At 53.8% G+C, this 15,624-nt stretch carries 12 protein-coding genes; 4 read left to right on the top strand and 8 right to left on the bottom strand.

Translation table 11 applies throughout. The features are described from left to right. Position 1: 1 nt before the first annotated feature. Entirely contained in the window at positions 2 to 1,831 is a 1,830-nt protein-coding gene (atzF, locus tag FCL49_RS07730; protein WP_174353066.1) for an allophanate hydrolase, read from the bottom strand. A gap of 616 nt (positions 1,832 to 2,447) precedes the next feature. On the opposite strand from atzF, the gene FCL49_RS07735 reads away from it, so the two are divergent. Together FCL49_RS07735 and FCL49_RS07740 are read left to right on the top strand one after the other, a co-directional pair. Continuing rightward, on the top strand, positions 2,448 to 3,059 hold the full coding sequence (locus tag FCL49_RS07735; protein ID WP_174353067.1) for a carbonic anhydrase: 612 nt from the start codon (positions 2,448 to 2,450) through the stop codon (positions 3,057 to 3,059). Next, positions 3,056 to 4,555, top strand: a complete 1,500-nt coding sequence (locus tag FCL49_RS07740; protein ID WP_174353068.1) for a SulP family inorganic anion transporter — start codon at positions 3,056 to 3,058, stop codon at positions 4,553 to 4,555. The genes FCL49_RS07735 and FCL49_RS07740 overlap by 4 nt, the downstream gene beginning before the upstream one ends. 60 nt (positions 4,556 to 4,615) lie before the next feature. Here the strand turns inward: FCL49_RS07740 and FCL49_RS07745 are convergent, their stop codons facing one another. From FCL49_RS07745 to FCL49_RS07775, 7 genes are all read right to left on the bottom strand, one after another. Then, the gene (locus FCL49_RS07745) at positions 4,616 to 7,183 is read right to left on the bottom strand and encodes a putative mucin/carbohydrate-binding domain-containing protein (protein WP_174353069.1); all 2,568 of its coding nucleotides are present in this window, start codon (positions 7,181 to 7,183) and stop codon (positions 4,616 to 4,618) included. Positions 7,184 to 7,372: 189 nt separating this feature from the next. Then, positions 7,373 to 7,840 carry a DUF1456 family protein gene (locus FCL49_RS07750; protein WP_174353070.1) on the bottom strand — a complete coding sequence of 156 codons (468 nt, stop codon included), beginning with the start codon at positions 7,838 to 7,840 and terminating at the stop codon, positions 7,373 to 7,375. A 219-nt stretch (positions 7,841 to 8,059) separates the two neighbouring features. Then, positions 8,060 to 8,959 carry a phosphonate ABC transporter, permease protein PhnE gene (gene phnE / locus FCL49_RS07755; RefSeq protein WP_174353071.1) on the bottom strand — a complete coding sequence of 300 codons (900 nt, stop codon included), beginning with the start codon at positions 8,957 to 8,959 and terminating at the stop codon, positions 8,060 to 8,062. Beyond that, positions 8,956 to 9,819 (bottom strand): phosphonate ABC transporter, permease protein PhnE, encoded by an 864-nt coding sequence (phnE, locus tag FCL49_RS07760; RefSeq protein WP_174353072.1) that lies wholly within the window; start codon positions 9,817 to 9,819, stop codon positions 8,956 to 8,958. Before phnE (FCL49_RS07760) ends, phnE (FCL49_RS07755) begins: the two co-directional genes overlap by 4 nt. A 77-nt stretch (positions 9,820 to 9,896) precedes the next feature. Further along, positions 9,897 to 10,829 carry a phosphonate ABC transporter substrate-binding protein gene (gene phnD, locus FCL49_RS07765; protein ID WP_174353073.1) on the bottom strand — a complete coding sequence of 311 codons (933 nt, stop codon included), beginning with the start codon at positions 10,827 to 10,829 and terminating at the stop codon, positions 9,897 to 9,899. Positions 10,830 to 11,019: 190 nt separating this feature from the next. Then, complete coding sequence (gene phnC, locus FCL49_RS07770; RefSeq protein WP_174353074.1) at positions 11,020 to 11,853, bottom strand: phosphonate ABC transporter ATP-binding protein; 834 nt, start codon at positions 11,851 to 11,853, stop codon at positions 11,020 to 11,022. Positions 11,854 to 11,972: 119 nt separating this feature from the next. Further along, a complete protein-coding gene (locus tag FCL49_RS07775) occupies positions 11,973 to 12,995 on the bottom strand; it encodes a zinc-binding alcohol dehydrogenase family protein (protein ID WP_174353075.1) in 1,023 nt (340 codons plus the stop codon). Positions 12,996 to 13,133: 138 nt separating this feature from the next. On the opposite strand from FCL49_RS07775, the gene FCL49_RS07780 reads away from it, so the two are divergent. Together FCL49_RS07780 and FCL49_RS07785 are read left to right on the top strand one after the other, a co-directional pair. Then, complete coding sequence (locus FCL49_RS07780; RefSeq protein WP_174353076.1) at positions 13,134 to 14,039, top strand: GntR family transcriptional regulator; 906 nt, start codon at positions 13,134 to 13,136, stop codon at positions 14,037 to 14,039. Positions 14,040 to 14,264: 225 nt separating this feature from the next. Then, complete coding sequence (locus FCL49_RS07785) at positions 14,265 to 15,623, top strand: MFS transporter (RefSeq protein ID WP_174353077.1); 1,359 nt, start codon at positions 14,265 to 14,267, stop codon at positions 15,621 to 15,623. The last annotated feature ends 1 nt before the right edge of the window (position 15,624 follow it).

Consider the following 15,624-nt stretch of genomic DNA (forward strand, 5'->3'; position numbering starts at 1 on the left):
ATCAAGCCCCCTTCAGGCTGGCGACATAGTTACGCCAGCCGCCAAATTCAGTGATATCCGTGGCACCCTGCAGCGCCCAGGGTTCGCAGATAAAGCCTTTCACCCGGCGACCATCCGCCAGTAACAGCGTGCCGATACCCAGCGGCGCCGGGATCTCCGCCACCAATTCGCCAAAACGTGCCAGCGGGATTTCCCACAGTTCCACGCTGATTGCCGCCCCCTGCTCGGTTTTGACCAGCCCCGGCTTTGGCGGCTGGCTATTAGCCAGCGCATACAGCCGGTAGCACGGCGCTGTGGTGGTTTGCTCCAGTAAAATCGCGGCACGCTGCGTAAGCTGGAAATTCAGCGGCATTCCGCTGAGGTGAGCGCCGACCACCGCCACCTGCACGTGCTGAGCCGACGGCGTCAGAGCATTCAACGGCGGCAGTGGGCGGCCGGTGGCGCCAAGCGGCAGATCCTGCGCCTGTTGCCAGCGCAGGCCGAAGGCGGCCAGCGCCCGATCGTGCCAGGCCGGGGCAACCAGCGTGATACCGGCAGGCAGGCCGTCGTCACGCATCGGCGCAGGCAGTGCCAGCGCGCTCAGATCGGCCAGGTTGGTGAAATTGGTGTAGGTGCCAAACTGTGAGTTGAACAACACCGGCTCCTGCTCCATTTCCGCCAGGGTGCGAATGGTCGGCGAGGTCGGCACCACCAGTGCGTCGAAGGGAGCCAGTCGTTGTTCAATCTGCCGCGCCAACTCGGCACGCAGATATTCCGCTTTGTAGGCGTCGCAGGCGCTGTACTTCAGGCCGTTATTGACGATGCCGCGCACCACCGGATTAATCGCCTGCGGGTTGGTACTCAGCATTTTTTCAACCGCCACGGTGCGTTCCGCCACCCAGGGGCCGTAATAGAGCTGCTCTGCCAGTACGCGGAACGGGGTAAAATCGAGGGTTTCCAGCGTTACGCCGCAGCTTTGCAACTGCTCCAGCGCCCGTTGAAAGGCCAGCTCGGCCTGTGTATCGCCGAAAAACTCGAGCTGCGCAGGTACCGCAAAGCGGGGGGCCGCGGGGAGACTCGCCGGGGCGGTATGGGGATTGATGCGGGAATAGGCATCTGCCGGGTCATAGCCACCCGCCAGTTCGGCCACCAGCGCGGCATCCGCCACCGTCAGGGCGAATACCGACACCGTGTCATTGAGCCGACAGGCGGGAACCACGCCACGGTTCGACAGCCACCCCTTGGTCGGTTTCAGGCCGACAATATTGTTGAATCCAGCCGGAACGCGCCCTGAACCGGCGGTATCGGTGCCCAATGAAAACGGCGTCAGGCCGCGCGCCACCACCGAGGCCGAGCCTGAGCTGGAGCCGCCGCTGACGTAGCGACTGTCGAAACTGTTCACTACCGCGCCGTGCGGCGAGCGGGTGCCTACCAGGCCGGTAGCGAACTGATCGAGATTGGTTTTACCGATCACCAGCGCACCGGCGGCGCGCAGATTGGCAACCACGGTGGCGTCCGTCGCCGCCTGATAGGCAAACTCCGGGCAAGCGGCGGTCGTCGGCCAACCGCCGACATCAATATTGTCTTTGACCGCAAAAGGCACGCCAAACAGCGGCAGGCGGCTGATGTCCCCGGCGACGGCTTCAAGCCGTTGGGCCAGTTGTTGGTACTGCGCCTCCAGTTGTGCAGCGCTGGCCAGATACAGCCAGGCATTGTCATCGGCGGGTAAATTGGCCAACAAGGCAACCAGCGTGGCACGCACGCAGGCCATGCGCTCGCCGGCCGGGCGGGTATGATAATGGTGCTGCCATTCGCTAAGGGTGAAGCCGCGTAGGCTAACGGACTGAGTCATCGGCAAAATTCCATCTGGTACACAAGATGGGATCCCTACAGCAACCAGCGTGCCAATTTTTAATCGGCTGATTTCAATAAAATATAAGGAAAACTTATAGTAAAGCGGCAAAAATCTGCACCAGCCGTGGGCAACTGGCGAACAAAAAAGGTGCAATAAATTACATTATGGCGATATGCCAAAATAGATTTCATTATTTAACCCTGGATTCTATGCGTGCAATGGAATACCCATTTACGATTAATCAGAAATCATTAGCCTGTGTATATAATAAATTATTTAGTTACTAAACGATGTGATCGCTTGATTATCAACATAAAAATACAAAAGAATAATAAATTAGCCTACTAACCATAAACAACATTTAAATACTGGTAAAAATTAAAAAACCAGAATTAAAATCCATAAAATGACGGATATATATTTATAACTTAATAGAATTAAAAGCCTGAAAACCAACTAAACCCTCCTCAATATAGAAAACTTTACACAAAGCCTGCTTATCATTGGTGGTGTGATTGAACTAACCTTGGACAGGAATTATTGCTAGTGGCGACGGCCTGAATTTCAGCGCCGACTTTTATCGCGACTTAATACCCTGACCCAAGGAGCTTCCATGACATTGATTAATCATCTGCTGGTTAAAAACCGCAGTTGGGCAACTCAGCAACAAGCCCGCGATCCCGATTTCTTCCCACAGTTGGCACAGGCGCAGAAACCGCACATTCTGTGGATTGGCTGCTCCGACAGCCGGGTCCCGGCCGAAACCATAGTTCGTGCGCAACCCGGCGAGCTGTTTGTACACCGCAATATCGCCAACGTGGTCGAAGAGCAGGATGATAATTTGATGAGCGTGGTACAATACGCGGTCGAGCATCTGGAGGTTGGGGCCATCGTGATTTGTGGGCATTACGGTTGCGGTGGGATCAAAGCGGCTCTGAATAACCCTAACACCCCCAGTAAGGACTCACTCACACGCCGACTCAGTTCGCTACGTGCCAAACTGGAGCCGCATTTGCCAACTGAGACCGAAACCCATGACGACGACCTGAATAAAGCGGCCCACACCAACGTACAACTCCAACTCAATACCCTCAGTAACACCCAGTTAATACAACGCGCCTGGCGACATAATGCCGGGTTGACGCTGGTCGGCTGCATTTACGATATGCATAACGGATTTTTGAATGTGCTGGAGCAGCGCAACGCTGCCGGGAGGGTCACATGAATCGTGCCGATCTGCGTTTTGACCTGCCCGCCGGGCTGGTGGTCTTTCTGGTCGCCCTGCCGTTAAGTCTGGGCATTGCGCAAGCCAGCGGTGTCCCACCGTTCGTTGGCCTGCTCACCGGTGTGATTGGCGGCATTGTCGTCACCCTGCTCAGCCCTTCGCCCTTTTCGGTCAGTGGCCCGGCCGCCGGACTGGTGACCATTGTTACCGGCGCCATGTTGACGCTGGGCGACTTTTCCACCTTCTTATTCGCCCTGCTATTGGCCGGCATACTGCAACTGGCCTTCGGCCTGCTGCGCGGCGGTAAACTGGCAGCATTGATCCCCGGAGCGGTGATCCACGGCATGTTGGCCGCCATCGGCATTTTACTGATCCTGCAACAGCTGCCGCTGGCAATGGGTTATCCGTCCGGGCAGGGTCTGAGTGAAAAACCTTCCACTGAGCAACTCCGTGGGGATATTGCCCCGGCGGCGGTCATGCTTACGCTGGGTGCTCTGCTACTGATTGTATTTTGGGGGAAATCATCGCTCAAACAACGCCTGCGGCTGACGGCATTGCCCGGCCCGCTGGTCGCCGTGCTGTGGGGTTGTCTGTTTGTCTGGCTGGGCGAGAAGATTTGGCCCGCCATCGGCACGCTACCCCGAATTGAATTACCGGCTGTCGATAGCCTTGAAGCACTGCAAGGGCAATTTTCGCTGCCCAACTGGCAGGCATGGCGTAACCCGGCGGTCTATCTGGTCGCCATTACTCTGGCAATAGTGGCCAGTCTGGAAACCCTGCTGAGCCAGGAAGCGTTGAAAAAGATGGCGCCGATGATGCCGGAACCGTCACCCGATAAAGAACTGCGCGCGCAGGGGGTGGGCAACTGCATTAGTGGGCTGCTGGGCGGCTTGCCGATTACCGCCGTCATTGTGCGTAGCTCTGCCAACGTGCAGGCCGGCGCACGCAGCCGGGTCTCTATTCTGCTGCATGGCGTGCTGTTGTTGCTCAGCGCCTTGCTGTTTGCCGAACTGCTCAACAGCATTCCATTGGCCAGTCTGGCGGCCATCCTGATCTACACCGGCTTTAAGCTGGCGCACCCACGTATTTTTATCAATTTGTGGCGTCAGGGCCTGCAACAGTTCGTCCCTTTTGCCGCCACCCTCGGCGGTATTCTGGTGTTTGGCATGCTGGCGGGTATTGCTATCGGCCTGGTGGCGCAACTGCTGTGGAGCCTGTATCAAAGCAACCGTCACGCCCTGCGGCTGACCCGCTACGACGACCATTACCTGCTGCAGTGCCAGCAAAACCTGACCTTCCTCAATAAGATGCGGTTGAAGCATTTGTTGGGGCAGATTGAGCACAACAGCACGGTGATTATCGATTGCGAAGGGATTCATTACCTGGACGACGATATCCGCGCGATGCTCAATGAATATCGCCAAACGGCAGCGGAAAAACAGATCAATATCAGTCTGCACCCGCCCACCAATATACTGGCTCGCGAGGTTTCTTGACTGAAAACGACGCCGGGTGATTAGCCCGGCGTCGTAGAGAGTCAAAAACCTTGCTGCCAATTAATCGATAATTCGCTCCAACCCGTTCGGTTTCAGGCAATAGTCCTGCTGTTTACCCACTTCAGCTAACCGGATGTGCAGCATTTCATTGGTGATGATTAACCGGTTTTTCGGTTCTTCATGATGCAGACTGAGTACCTCGCCACCGTAGCCTGAGATTGGCAGCACCACCAGATTACTCTGTTGCGTCTGGTTGCCTGTCACCTCCAGATGGTAAAGGTTGTTGCCATCCGCGTCGTCGTAGCTGATAGCCGCGTAAAGGCCAGGAAAACCGCTGTGCGCCACCCCGGCTTCAACCTTCACCGTCAGGGTTTTGCTCACCAGATCGAGGGTTGCGGTCAGGAACTGACGGTCATAAACCCCCAGACAGGCGACGGTAAAGGCATTGCCCACGTTGTCACCCGGGTGGGTATTATGAACCGAAATACAATCCTGATAGGTTTCTAACAACTGCTCTCGCTGGGGGCTGCCAAAGGTATTGATCGCCAGATAGATATCATCTTTGAAGGCTGAAAACGGCGCGTAATAGGCCTGACGATAGCTGCGTAAATCCTGGGCAGCGCTTTCCACCCGCGCTAATAGCGCCTGTTCCGGATTGCCTGGCAGCGCCTCATTTTTCAGTCCGCTTCGAGTGATCAACAAAACGTTGGTTTTGTTTTTGTTATCAATGATGTTTGGGTAGTCAGGGCTCAATTGCACACGCCCCGGTTCTTCATGGTAGATCTCAATTTTTTCGCCGGCGACAAGAGGCAATTCGTCATGGCTCAGGGTTGCCTGAGTGCCATGAATATCCTTGCTGAGAATCACCGCATTTTGTTGGTTACGCACGATAATTTTGGCATAGGTCATATCGGGGAAATAGGAATGCGGCGTGGTGCGGGTAACGTCAATAGCCACCACGCCTTTGGCGTGATCAACCGCAACGGTGGCGAAAATGGCATCGCCCAGACCCAACAGGTTAATTTTTTGCGAGACAATCGGTGAAGAGGCCTTTTTGACAAAGCCAACCTGCAGCTGGTTATCCCCCTGCTTCAACACCAGATAGTCCGTGGTTGGCTGGTATTTAACGTTTTTACCCGTCGGTATGCGCAGGGTATAAACGCCAATTGGCAGGTCGTTCAATACCATGGTGGTATTGTTGATCCGTGTTTTATAGGCGTAACGCGCCCCTTCCATCAGGGTCAGGTATTCCCCCTCAATCTGGGCAAAATCATCAATATCAAAATTCAGCGTCACGTTGCCTTTCAAGCCGCTGGCCTTCAACTGCGTTGAGTCGACCAGGCGGAGCGAGGAATCCAGCCTCAACTGCGCTTTTACTCGATCCAAATCCTGTGCACTGACCAACTGATAAAGTGGGTAAACGGCTTTCGCATGGCTGAACGCATTATGATTGCGCTGCGCCTGCCCCATATAGCCTCCTGCCAACTGGATAAACGGGGTGACGTCAACCTGCTCCCCGGCAGTGGCAAAGCTTTCGGACAACATATCCAGCAACGCGTGATCGGAAGCCACAAAGCCCGGGGTATTACTATTTTGGCGATACTGCTGATTAAAGTGGGTGAAGGCATGTTTGCCCGCTTTCTCCACCATCAACACCATAAAATACAGCTTGGAACGCAGGTCCCATTGATTGAGCGGAGTGGCTTGAGCGATCAGGTCGACGATTTTTTTCTCAACCTTGGCCATGTTGCCATAATCATACAACCAGCCTTCTTTGTATTTACGCTCCCCCAGCATGATATCCTGATAACAGGCAGCGTAAATATTGTTCCACACTTCACCAACGGAAAAATAGGCATCGCCCATAAAGTTACCCTGATAACCATGAGCAATTTCATGCAAACTGCCCCAGTTATTATCCTGCGCGGTCAGCCAGAAACTGCTGATGGAACTGGTACTTTCCGCCGTCCAATTCCCTCCGTAATAAGCCGCTCCGGCACCATTTTTATCGGCCTTGATAAAATAACGGTTTTTGATATTACGATCAGAATCGCTTTCAGCCTCAAATGAAACACCTGACAGCGCATTATAAAACGTAAAAATTCGATGATAATAAGCAATCAGACCATCAATATTTTTTGCTTCGCCGAGCGACTTCAACTCTTTTTTGCTTATTTTTGGCACCAGCAGATGGGTGTATTCCGACTCGACAAACGCAAACTCAGCGTCCTGTGCATCCCAACGCGCAAAGAATGTCGTTTCATTTTCGCCTTTACGGTATACCGGCAAGGATTTACTGGTATCCGGGAACTCAAACTCCAGGATGGGCGCCCCCTCGACATAAGGGGTATCAACAAACGGCACCGACACCGCATTGACACTGGCCTCGACCCAGGCACTGCCGATACTGAAATCGGCCTCGGTTTTGTTGTCATCATTGAGCAAACGCAACTTCAGCTTGGCGCTAAATGACGCATTGGTTTGACGTACTCGGATCACCTGCCCGGCGGCAAGAATAATCCCCAGGTGCTGACGGTCGTGACCAATACCTTTGCTCATGCCGGCAGCATCGAGCCATACAGGCCTTGGCAAAGTATAAAGAGATTTGGATTTAGTGATTGTAGGCATGTTGTATTCCTCAAGGTTATTATTGTCATCTAACAGACCTCAAGAAATTACCCAAGAATAATCTTAATCACTAACCATAGAAGAAGGCTGATTCACCACACAACAAATAACGAAAGTGACCTCGATAACCCTGTCAAAATAAAAAAGGCGTAATCTTTCGATTACGCCTTAATCAACATCACGGTGCTTTTATTTTACGCCGCGAATGCGCTGCGCCAAACCTTTAAGGAAATAACGCAACATCTGATCGCCACAAGGACGGAAGTTTTTGGTGCCTTCTTTGCGGAACAACGCGCTCAGTTCCGGCTTGGATATACGGAAATCAACCGCGGTGAAGATCTCGTGCATATCGGTATCTTTCAACTCGAAGGCTACACGCAGCTTTTTCAACACCAGGTTGTTGGTGATTGGCAGTTCCACTTCCGGTGCCGGGAACTTGTCATCCTTGCCGCGTTTGAAGAACACCAGACCGTTCAGGAAGTGCGCCATCACTTCGTCCGGGCAGTTTTCGAACCCCGGCTCACCTTCCTTGATGACGTAAGTGCTCATTGCCGAGACCGCAACGTCGAAATTATCCAGCTTGATAATCTCAACCATTTTCGCGTCGTTGATACCCAGCATGTAGCGCACGCTGCGCAGCACGTCATTGTTGATCATAGTATTGCCTTTAGCTTGTAGACCGGGAGATATACATATTTCAATACCCTATGGCTTTCAAGTCGCAGCTAGGCGTCCAGCTCGCTCATCCCCAGGCGCTTACTCGAGTAAGTTACTGGGGTGAGCGAGTGCAGATAACAACGCTGCGGCTTGAAAGACGACGGGTACTGCTGCATGCCTTGAATATGTGCGGCAGTATAGGGATCAGAGCGGGGTTTCTCAATCGATTTGGCTTTTTTGCTGATACAGCGGGATGTCTTCGCCAATGATGTATTTATTGCGCAGAATGGATGACACCTTATCCATTATCATCACCACCACCACCAGGATCAGGGTGATAAACATCACCACATCCCAGTTCCACAGCCGCATGTTCTCCGCATACACCAGGCCGATACCGCCGGCACCGACAAAGCCCAGCACCGCCGCAGATCGGGTGTTGGACTCAATCTGGTACAGGCTGAGCGCCAGAAAAGTGGGGAACGACTGGGTAAAGATACCGTAACGGTGCTTTTGCAGACCGTTGGCACCGACCGCCGTCAGACCGCGGCTGGGGGATTTATCTACCGCTTCGTGCCCTTCGGCATAGAGTTTGCCGAGCAACCCGACGTCCTGCATCACAATAGCCAATACCCCGGCCAGTGGCCCCATACCGACGGCACGGACGAAAATCAGCCCCCAAATGGCCATGTCGATACCGCGCAGGATATCCAGCAGGCGGCGCACCAACACCGAAATCGGTCGCAGCAACGGCGTCGACATCACGTTGCGGGCGGCAAAGAACGACAGCGGCAAGGCAATAAATGAGGCGGTAATAGTGCCGGCAAACACTATGCCGATGGTGATAAATATCTGCTGGAAGTAGTACATAAACGGCCAGTTGACGAAATCATGCCAGACGAACATGCGCATAAAATAACGGCCAAGTTGCTGACAACCGTTAATGAACTGCGGCCAGGAGATACCAAAAAACTGGAAGAAAAATAGATAATACAAAATGATAGCAGCCGCGATGATGCCGACAGTACGCAGATAGCGGCGTTGCTGCGAGAAAATTTCCGGATGCTGCTGTTTCAGACTTTCGAGCTTTTCTGCCGAAATGGTTGGTGCTGACATCATTTTTTCCCCTCCACGACCCGTTTGCGTAGCTCACCTGAGGTGTAATCGAGCAGCGAAACCACCAGGATGATCAGCAACAGCGTCATGCTGACCTGATCGTAGCGATCGAGCTTGATATTGGTCATCAGTTCCTGGCCTATACCGCCCGCCCCCACCAACCCAAGAATGGTCGACTGCCGGAAGTTAACTTCCAGTCGCATAAAGCTGTACGACAGAAACACCGGTTTCACCTGTGGCCACATACCGAAACGCATGCGCTGTAATGGCGTTGCACCGCAAGCGGCCAGCCCGCGCACCGGTTTGTTGGAGGCAGTTTCAATCGACTCGTAAAACAGTTTGGTCAGGCTGCCGATGGTGTGCAGCGCCAATGCCAGAAAGCCCGGAATAGCGCCGATACCGAACGCCATCACAAACATCACCGCCCACGCCAGTTCCGGCATGGTGCGTAAAAAGGCCACCAGCGTGCGGATCGCCATGCGTAATGTTGCCGGGCTATGGGTATTGTTGGCCGCCAGAAACGCCAGAACGCCCGCCACCAGCACCGACAGAATAGTTGCCGCCAGTGCCAGTTGCAGCGTTTCCCAAATCAGCGGCAGTTGAATGTTCAGCCGGTAGCCCCAGTAGGCAAACGACCCTTCGGTGTGGCTATCGGCGAACAACAACTTCCAGTGCAGGGTCGGGATGGTTTCTGCCAGATAATCAAAGAAGTGAGGGAGCGACAGCCACACGGTGTGCAAATTGAACTCGGCGATATTGCCGGCGCCCAGATAGAGCACCACCAGGCCGAGCGACCAGATCAACGTCTCGCGTTTTTGCTTGCTGCGGATTTGCTGGTAATAGTGCGCAAAATCTTTATTCAAAATAGGTTTCCATCTTATGGAACAAGGGGCTCAGCACGCTGAACCCCTTTGGATCAATCACGACGTAAAGGCGAGAATTAACGGTCGCCTTTGGTCAGCTCACGCTTCATATCGATGATGTTCTGGTATTCCGCCAGCGTGGTCTCGCCGATGTGTTGTTTACCGCCCATCGCTTTGATAAAGCACTGGTGATCGTCCTTATCCAGCTTCTTGATCGCGGTGACGACTTTGGCTTTGAACTCTGCCGGCAGCGCGTTGCTCACCAGGATTGGGCCGTTCGGGATCAGCGGCGACTGCCAGATAATGCGGATCTGTTTCATCAGGTCCGGGTGATCCATACGGATCATGCGGGTGAACGCGCCGCTGGTGTAGCCGGTGTTATAGTCGCCGATCATCGAAGCCCAGGTCACTGCGCCTTCGAACTGACCGTTCAGCACGCCGAGAACGTCTTGCTCATGGCCACCGGAGAAGGTCACGCTGGAGAAAGTATTGTTGTATTTGTTGTCTACCGTGCCACCAAACAGTTTCTTGAATTCCTGGTTCGGGATCAGGAAGCCGGAGGTAGAATCCGGATCGGCGAAGCCCACGGCCTTACCTTTCAGATCTTCCAGCTTTTTATACGGGCTACCGGCTTTAACGATCACTACCGAGTGGTAACCACGGGATTGGTCGACGTCATCAACCGCGATGCCGACGATATCCACCGCTTTAGGATCCTTGATGTACACCGAGGCAAACGACGACGGCGACATGCTCAACACCAGGTCGATTTTGCCGCCCAGCAGGCCCTGAATGACGCCGGAATAGTCGGAAGAGTTACGCAGCTTGGTGTCGACGCTCAGTTCCTTGTCCAGGAACTGTTTAACGCACTGGTTATCACCAATTTGCTGGGTGGCGTTCTGCCCACCGAGAATGCCCAGATTCAGTACTTTAGGTGCGTCCGCTGCGGTAGCGTTAAATACCATCATCGCGCCGGCCATCAGGGTGGTCAGACTCAATACTTTTTTCATTACGATGCCTTGTGTGTGTAAGGTAAAAGTGAAAATAAGGGTTTCAATCAGACTGATAACAAACCTCAACAGATGCTTGGAATATCAGGGGTCACCAACCACAAAAACCAGGAAAATCAATTTATTGATTTTCGGCTGATAACCACAACGTGGGGAAAAACCACGCTTTTTCCCCACGTTGTCAAAAATTTCAATGGATTTGATTGGCTTCCTCGCCATACAGCTGGTGCAGTATCCGTTCGTTCAGTTGCGACGGATGACCGTCAAACACAATTTTGCCCTGGGCAATACCGATCACCCGGGTGCAATATTCTTTCACCAGTTCGACCGAGTGCAGATTCACCATCACCGCAATGTCGTTTTCACTGACTTTTTGCAGCGCATCCATAATGCGACGGGTATTTTTCGGATCGAGTGATGCCACCGGCTCATCGGCCAGCAGAATTTTGGGGTTTTGCATCAGTGCACGGCAGATCGCCACGCGCTGCATCTGGCCACCGGACAGGTTCTCGGCGCGCTGCAGCGCATGCGGCAACATATTGAGCCATTGCAACAGTTCGATGGCGCGGGCACGGTCGGCGTCATCAAACAGTTTGAAGAAGGATTTCAGGGTGGAAGTGTGGCTCAGACGGCCCAACAGCACGTTGGTCATCACGTCCAATCGCGGTACCAGGCAGAAGTCCTGGAAGATCATGCCGCAACGGGCACGCCACTGGCGCATTTGGCGGGCGCTCAGCTGTGCGATGTCCTGTGCCACACCGTCATCTTCAAAGTGCAGCATCTCACCGCAGCTCGAAGGAATGGTGCCGTTCAGGGTGTGCAGCAGCGTAGATTTACCGGCGCCGGAACGGCCGATCACCGCCACGAACTCGCCAACGTGCAGGTCGAAGTTGATATCGTCCAATACCCGTTGCTGTGATTTATAAGCTTTGCCCAGGCCTTTTACCGATAATACCTTGCGGGATGATAGCGGTTGTTGCCCTGGAAAGTCGGTGGTTGCTAGTTTTAACTGTGCCTGACCCATATGATTTCTCTGGTTTCAGTGGCTAATCATTATGGGCACCTATTAACGAATAACTTTGTGACAACGGGATGATGGTTTTATGGCCGGGAAATGACGAATGCCGCCATTCCCCGCAGAGGTTAAAAACGAATAAGGCCTTTAATTAGCCGCTTGTTATTGATCACCTGTTCTTCATAATGCTGCGCCAGGCTGTCGAATTCGAAATGGTGGGACAGCATCATTTGGGCGGTGATCGCCCCTGCCGCCATCAAACGGCCGACCTTGGCGAAATCCTCTTCGGTTGCATTGCGACTGCCCATCAGGGTGGTTTCTTTTTTATGGAACTCGGGGTCCGAGAATTGCAAATCCCCCTTGAACAGCCCAACAAAAACGATGCTGCCGCCGTGACGGATCAGGTTGACGGCATTGTTCATCGCTTGCCTGCTCCCGGTGGCGTCGATCACTTTAGCCGCCAGCCTACCGCCAAAGTGGCCGCGCAGCCGGGCTTCAAACTGGTCATCCTGCGGGTCGAGCGTCGGCAATTGCAGCACCTGCTCGACATGCCGCCGCCGTTCGGCGCTGGTATCAACCACCACCACCTGCGCCCCGTCAGCCCTGGCGATCGCCGCCACCCCCAGGCCGATGGGCCCGGCCCCCACCACCAATAACGGATCGTCCGGCGCTATGGCCGCACGGCGAACCGCATGAGCGCTGATGGCAAACGGCTCAATCAGGGCTGCGGCCTCTGGCGCTACGTCGTCCACCGCCAGCAGGTTGCTGACCGGCACGCTGAGATACTCGCAAAAGCCGCCGTCCTGATGTACGCCAATCACCGAAATATTCTCGCAGCAGTTGGTTTTGCCACTCTGGCAGGCACCGCAATGATGGCAGGCAAGATAGGGCATCACCGTCACGCGCTGCCCTACCTGCCAGCCGGCCGTCTGACTGCCCAGGCTGACAATCTCGCCGCATATCTCATGGCCCAAAACCCGCGGATAACTAAAGAAAGGTTGCTGACCGGACCAGGCGTGAATATCCGTGCCGCAAATGCCCACGGTAATCATTTTGATCACCGCTTCGGCCTGCGCTGGAATAGGTGCCGGGCGCTGCTGATAAATTAATTTCGTTGGTTGTTCGAGAACTAATACTTTCATTGTTTTCATAACCTCCCCTTTATTTATGGGATCAGTTATTAAATAAAAGCGTCGGCAAGCATGAAGTCGGAAGCGAATTCTGTGAAGCAGTACTAAATAAACCGCTTTAAATTGGTTTTAAATAGATAAAAAACATCCGAGGCTCGCATGAGCAGAACCCAGAACCTGCGCCACAACGTGGTTAACCAGATGATTGACGGCATCAACAATAACCACCTGCGCTCGCCGCTGCCGTCCCAAGCTGCGTTGGCCGAAATGTACAATATCAGCCGTACCACGGTGCGCCATACGTTGACGCATTTGTTCCAACGCGGCGTGCTGGAAAAGGTCGGTGACGACTATGTGATTTTACGCCAGCCCCAGCCAGAAGACGGCTTCGACTGCCAAAGCCCTTCCCTGGACGAACAGGGCAAAAGGTTCGAAAAAGCGTTCTACCAGATGATTAATCAGAAACAGCTGCGCGCCGGGGACAGCTTCAGCGAGCTGCAACTGGCGCGCGCGGTCAATGTGAGCCCGGTGGTCGTGCGGGAATTTCTGCTGCATTTTAGCCGTTACAATCTGATCGACAGCGTCAAGCGCGGGCAATGGCGCATGAAACAGTTTGACCAGCGTTATGCCGAACAGCTGTTCGAGCTGCGTCAGATGCTGGAAACCCACGCCCTTTCCCACTTTATCAATCTGCCGGCGCATGACCCACGCTGGCTGCAGGCCAAGGAACTGCTGAGCCGCCACCGCCAACTGCGGGAAGGTATCAGCGACAACTATCGCCTGTTTTCCCAGTTGGATCGCGACTTCCACAGTCTGATCCTCTCCGCCGCCAATAATCCTTTTTTCAATCAGTCGCTGGAGATCATTTCGGTGATTTTCCACTTCCATTATCAGTGGGATGAGACCGATCTTAAACAACGCAATATCATTGCCATTGAAGAGCACATGACCATTCTCAGCGCGCTTATTTGCCGTAACGATCAGGAAGCCATCAATGCGCTGCATCGCCATTTGGATACCGCCAAACAGTCGATGATCCGCTCACTCAATCAGGCCATAGCCTGAGCTGCAGGGTGTTTTTTATCGATAAAAAACACCCTGACGTCATTTAAAACCGATAAAAAGCAGCAAAATACTGGCTGTCGCACGGAACCGTAACAAAACACACCGCCTAAAATATTTCGCCCTCTAGGCTTACTGCCGACCACCTGCTAATACCTTCATTAAGACACCACCCAGGGGAATACCCGGAATAATAAATATTATTAATGCGAAATTCTGGAGGATGAAATGGAAACAAGTCATACGATTAATACCGGGAAGGAACAGGGTGAACCCTATTCCAATCACATAATTCCGATGCCACCCGAGGGAATGCTGGTTCGCTCGGCCAGAATTAAAAAAATTCAAACCACGGCCATGTTGCTGTTATTTTTGGCCGCCATAATCAACTTTCTTGACCGCAGTTCGCTCTCGGTGGCGAACTCCACCATCCGGCAAGAAATGGGGCTGAGCGGTACCGAAATCGGCTTGTTGCTGTCGGCATTCTCCCTGGCCTATGGCATCGCCCAATTGCCCTGCGGCCTGCTGCTGGATCGTAAAGGTCCACGCATCATGCTGGGGATCGGCATGTTTGTCTGGTCAGTGTTCCAGACTCTGTCCGGCATGATCCACAGCTTTACCCAATTTATCTGGGTACGTATCGGGCTGGGGATTGGCGAAGCCCCCATGAACCCCTGCGGCGTGAAGGTGATCAACGACTGGTTCAATATCAAGGATCGCGGTATGCCGATGGGGATTTTTAATGCCGCATCGACCATTGGGCTGGCGATCAGCCCACCGATCCTCACCGCCATGATGCTGGCCTTCGGCTGGCGCGGCATGTTTATCACCATCGGCGTATTGGGTATCGCACTGTCCATCGGCTGGTACATGCTGTATCGCAACCGGCAGGACGTCAGCCTGAGTGCTCAGGAACAGGCCTATTTGAATGCCGGTAGCGTCAGCGCCCGACCTGAACCGATGAACTTTCGCGAATGGCGTGCGCTATTCAGGAACCGTACCATGTGGGGCATGATGATTGGCTTTAGCGGCATCAACTACACCGCCTGGCTGTACCTGGCCTGGCTGCCGGGTTATCTGCAGACCACTTACCATCTGGATCTGAAAAGCACCGGGCTGCTGAGTGCCATTCCGTTCCTGTTTGGCGCCGCCGGCATGTTGTCGAACGGCTTCGTCACCGACTTTTTAGTGCGGCGCGGCATGGCACCGCTGAAAAGCCGCAAAATTTGCATCGTCGCCGGTATGTTGCTGTCCGCTTCCTTTACCGCCGTGGTCGCTCAGGCCACCACCACCTACAGCGCGGTGTTGTTGATCGGCATGGCGCTGTTTTGCATCCACTTTGCTGGTACCTCCTGCTGGGGCCTGATCCACGTGGCGGTGAATTCACGCATGACCGCTTCGGTCGGCAGCATTCAAAACTTCGCCAGCTTTATCTTTGCCTCGTTCGCGCCAGTGGTCACCGGTTGGATCCTCGACACCACCCACTCTTTCAGCCTGGCGCTCACCCTTTGCTCCTGCTTTACCGTCATCGGCGCGCTGTCGTATATCTTCGTGGTTAAACACCCGATCGTTGACAGCGCCGCCTGAC

It is taken from the genome of Serratia proteamaculans (assembly GCF_013337185.1).
Lineage (GTDB): Bacteria > Pseudomonadota > Gammaproteobacteria > Enterobacterales > Enterobacteriaceae > Serratia > Serratia proteamaculans_D.

What these genes read in the sequence shown, in the direction of transcription:
- FCL49_RS07780 (WP_174353076.1), top strand. Translation starts at nt 13,134, where the DNA reads ATGAGCAGAACCCAGAACCTGCGCCACAACGTGGTTAACCAGATGATT.
- atzF (WP_174353066.1), bottom strand. Translation starts at nt 1,831, where the DNA reads ATGACTCAGTCCGTTAGCCTACGCGGCTTCACCCTTAGCGAATGGCAG.
- FCL49_RS07775 (WP_174353075.1), bottom strand. Translation starts at nt 12,995, where the DNA reads ATGAAAACAATGAAAGTATTAGTTCTCGAACAACCAACGAAATTAATT.
- FCL49_RS07735 (WP_174353067.1), top strand. Translation starts at nt 2,448, where the DNA reads ATGACATTGATTAATCATCTGCTGGTTAAAAACCGCAGTTGGGCAACT.
- FCL49_RS07750 (WP_174353070.1), bottom strand. Translation starts at nt 7,840, where the DNA reads ATGATCAACAATGACGTGCTGCGCAGCGTGCGCTACATGCTGGGTATC.
- FCL49_RS07785 (WP_174353077.1), top strand. Translation starts at nt 14,265, where the DNA reads ATGGAAACAAGTCATACGATTAATACCGGGAAGGAACAGGGTGAACCC.
- FCL49_RS07745 (WP_174353069.1), bottom strand. Translation starts at nt 7,183, where the DNA reads ATGCCTACAATCACTAAATCCAAATCTCTTTATACTTTGCCAAGGCCT.
- phnE (WP_174353071.1), bottom strand. Translation starts at nt 8,959, where the DNA reads ATGATGTCAGCACCAACCATTTCGGCAGAAAAGCTCGAAAGTCTGAAA.
- FCL49_RS07740 (WP_174353068.1), top strand. Translation starts at nt 3,056, where the DNA reads ATGAATCGTGCCGATCTGCGTTTTGACCTGCCCGCCGGGCTGGTGGTC.
- phnC (WP_174353074.1), bottom strand. Translation starts at nt 11,853, where the DNA reads ATGGGTCAGGCACAGTTAAAACTAGCAACCACCGACTTTCCAGGGCAA.
- phnD (WP_174353073.1), bottom strand. Translation starts at nt 10,829, where the DNA reads ATGAAAAAAGTATTGAGTCTGACCACCCTGATGGCCGGCGCGATGATG.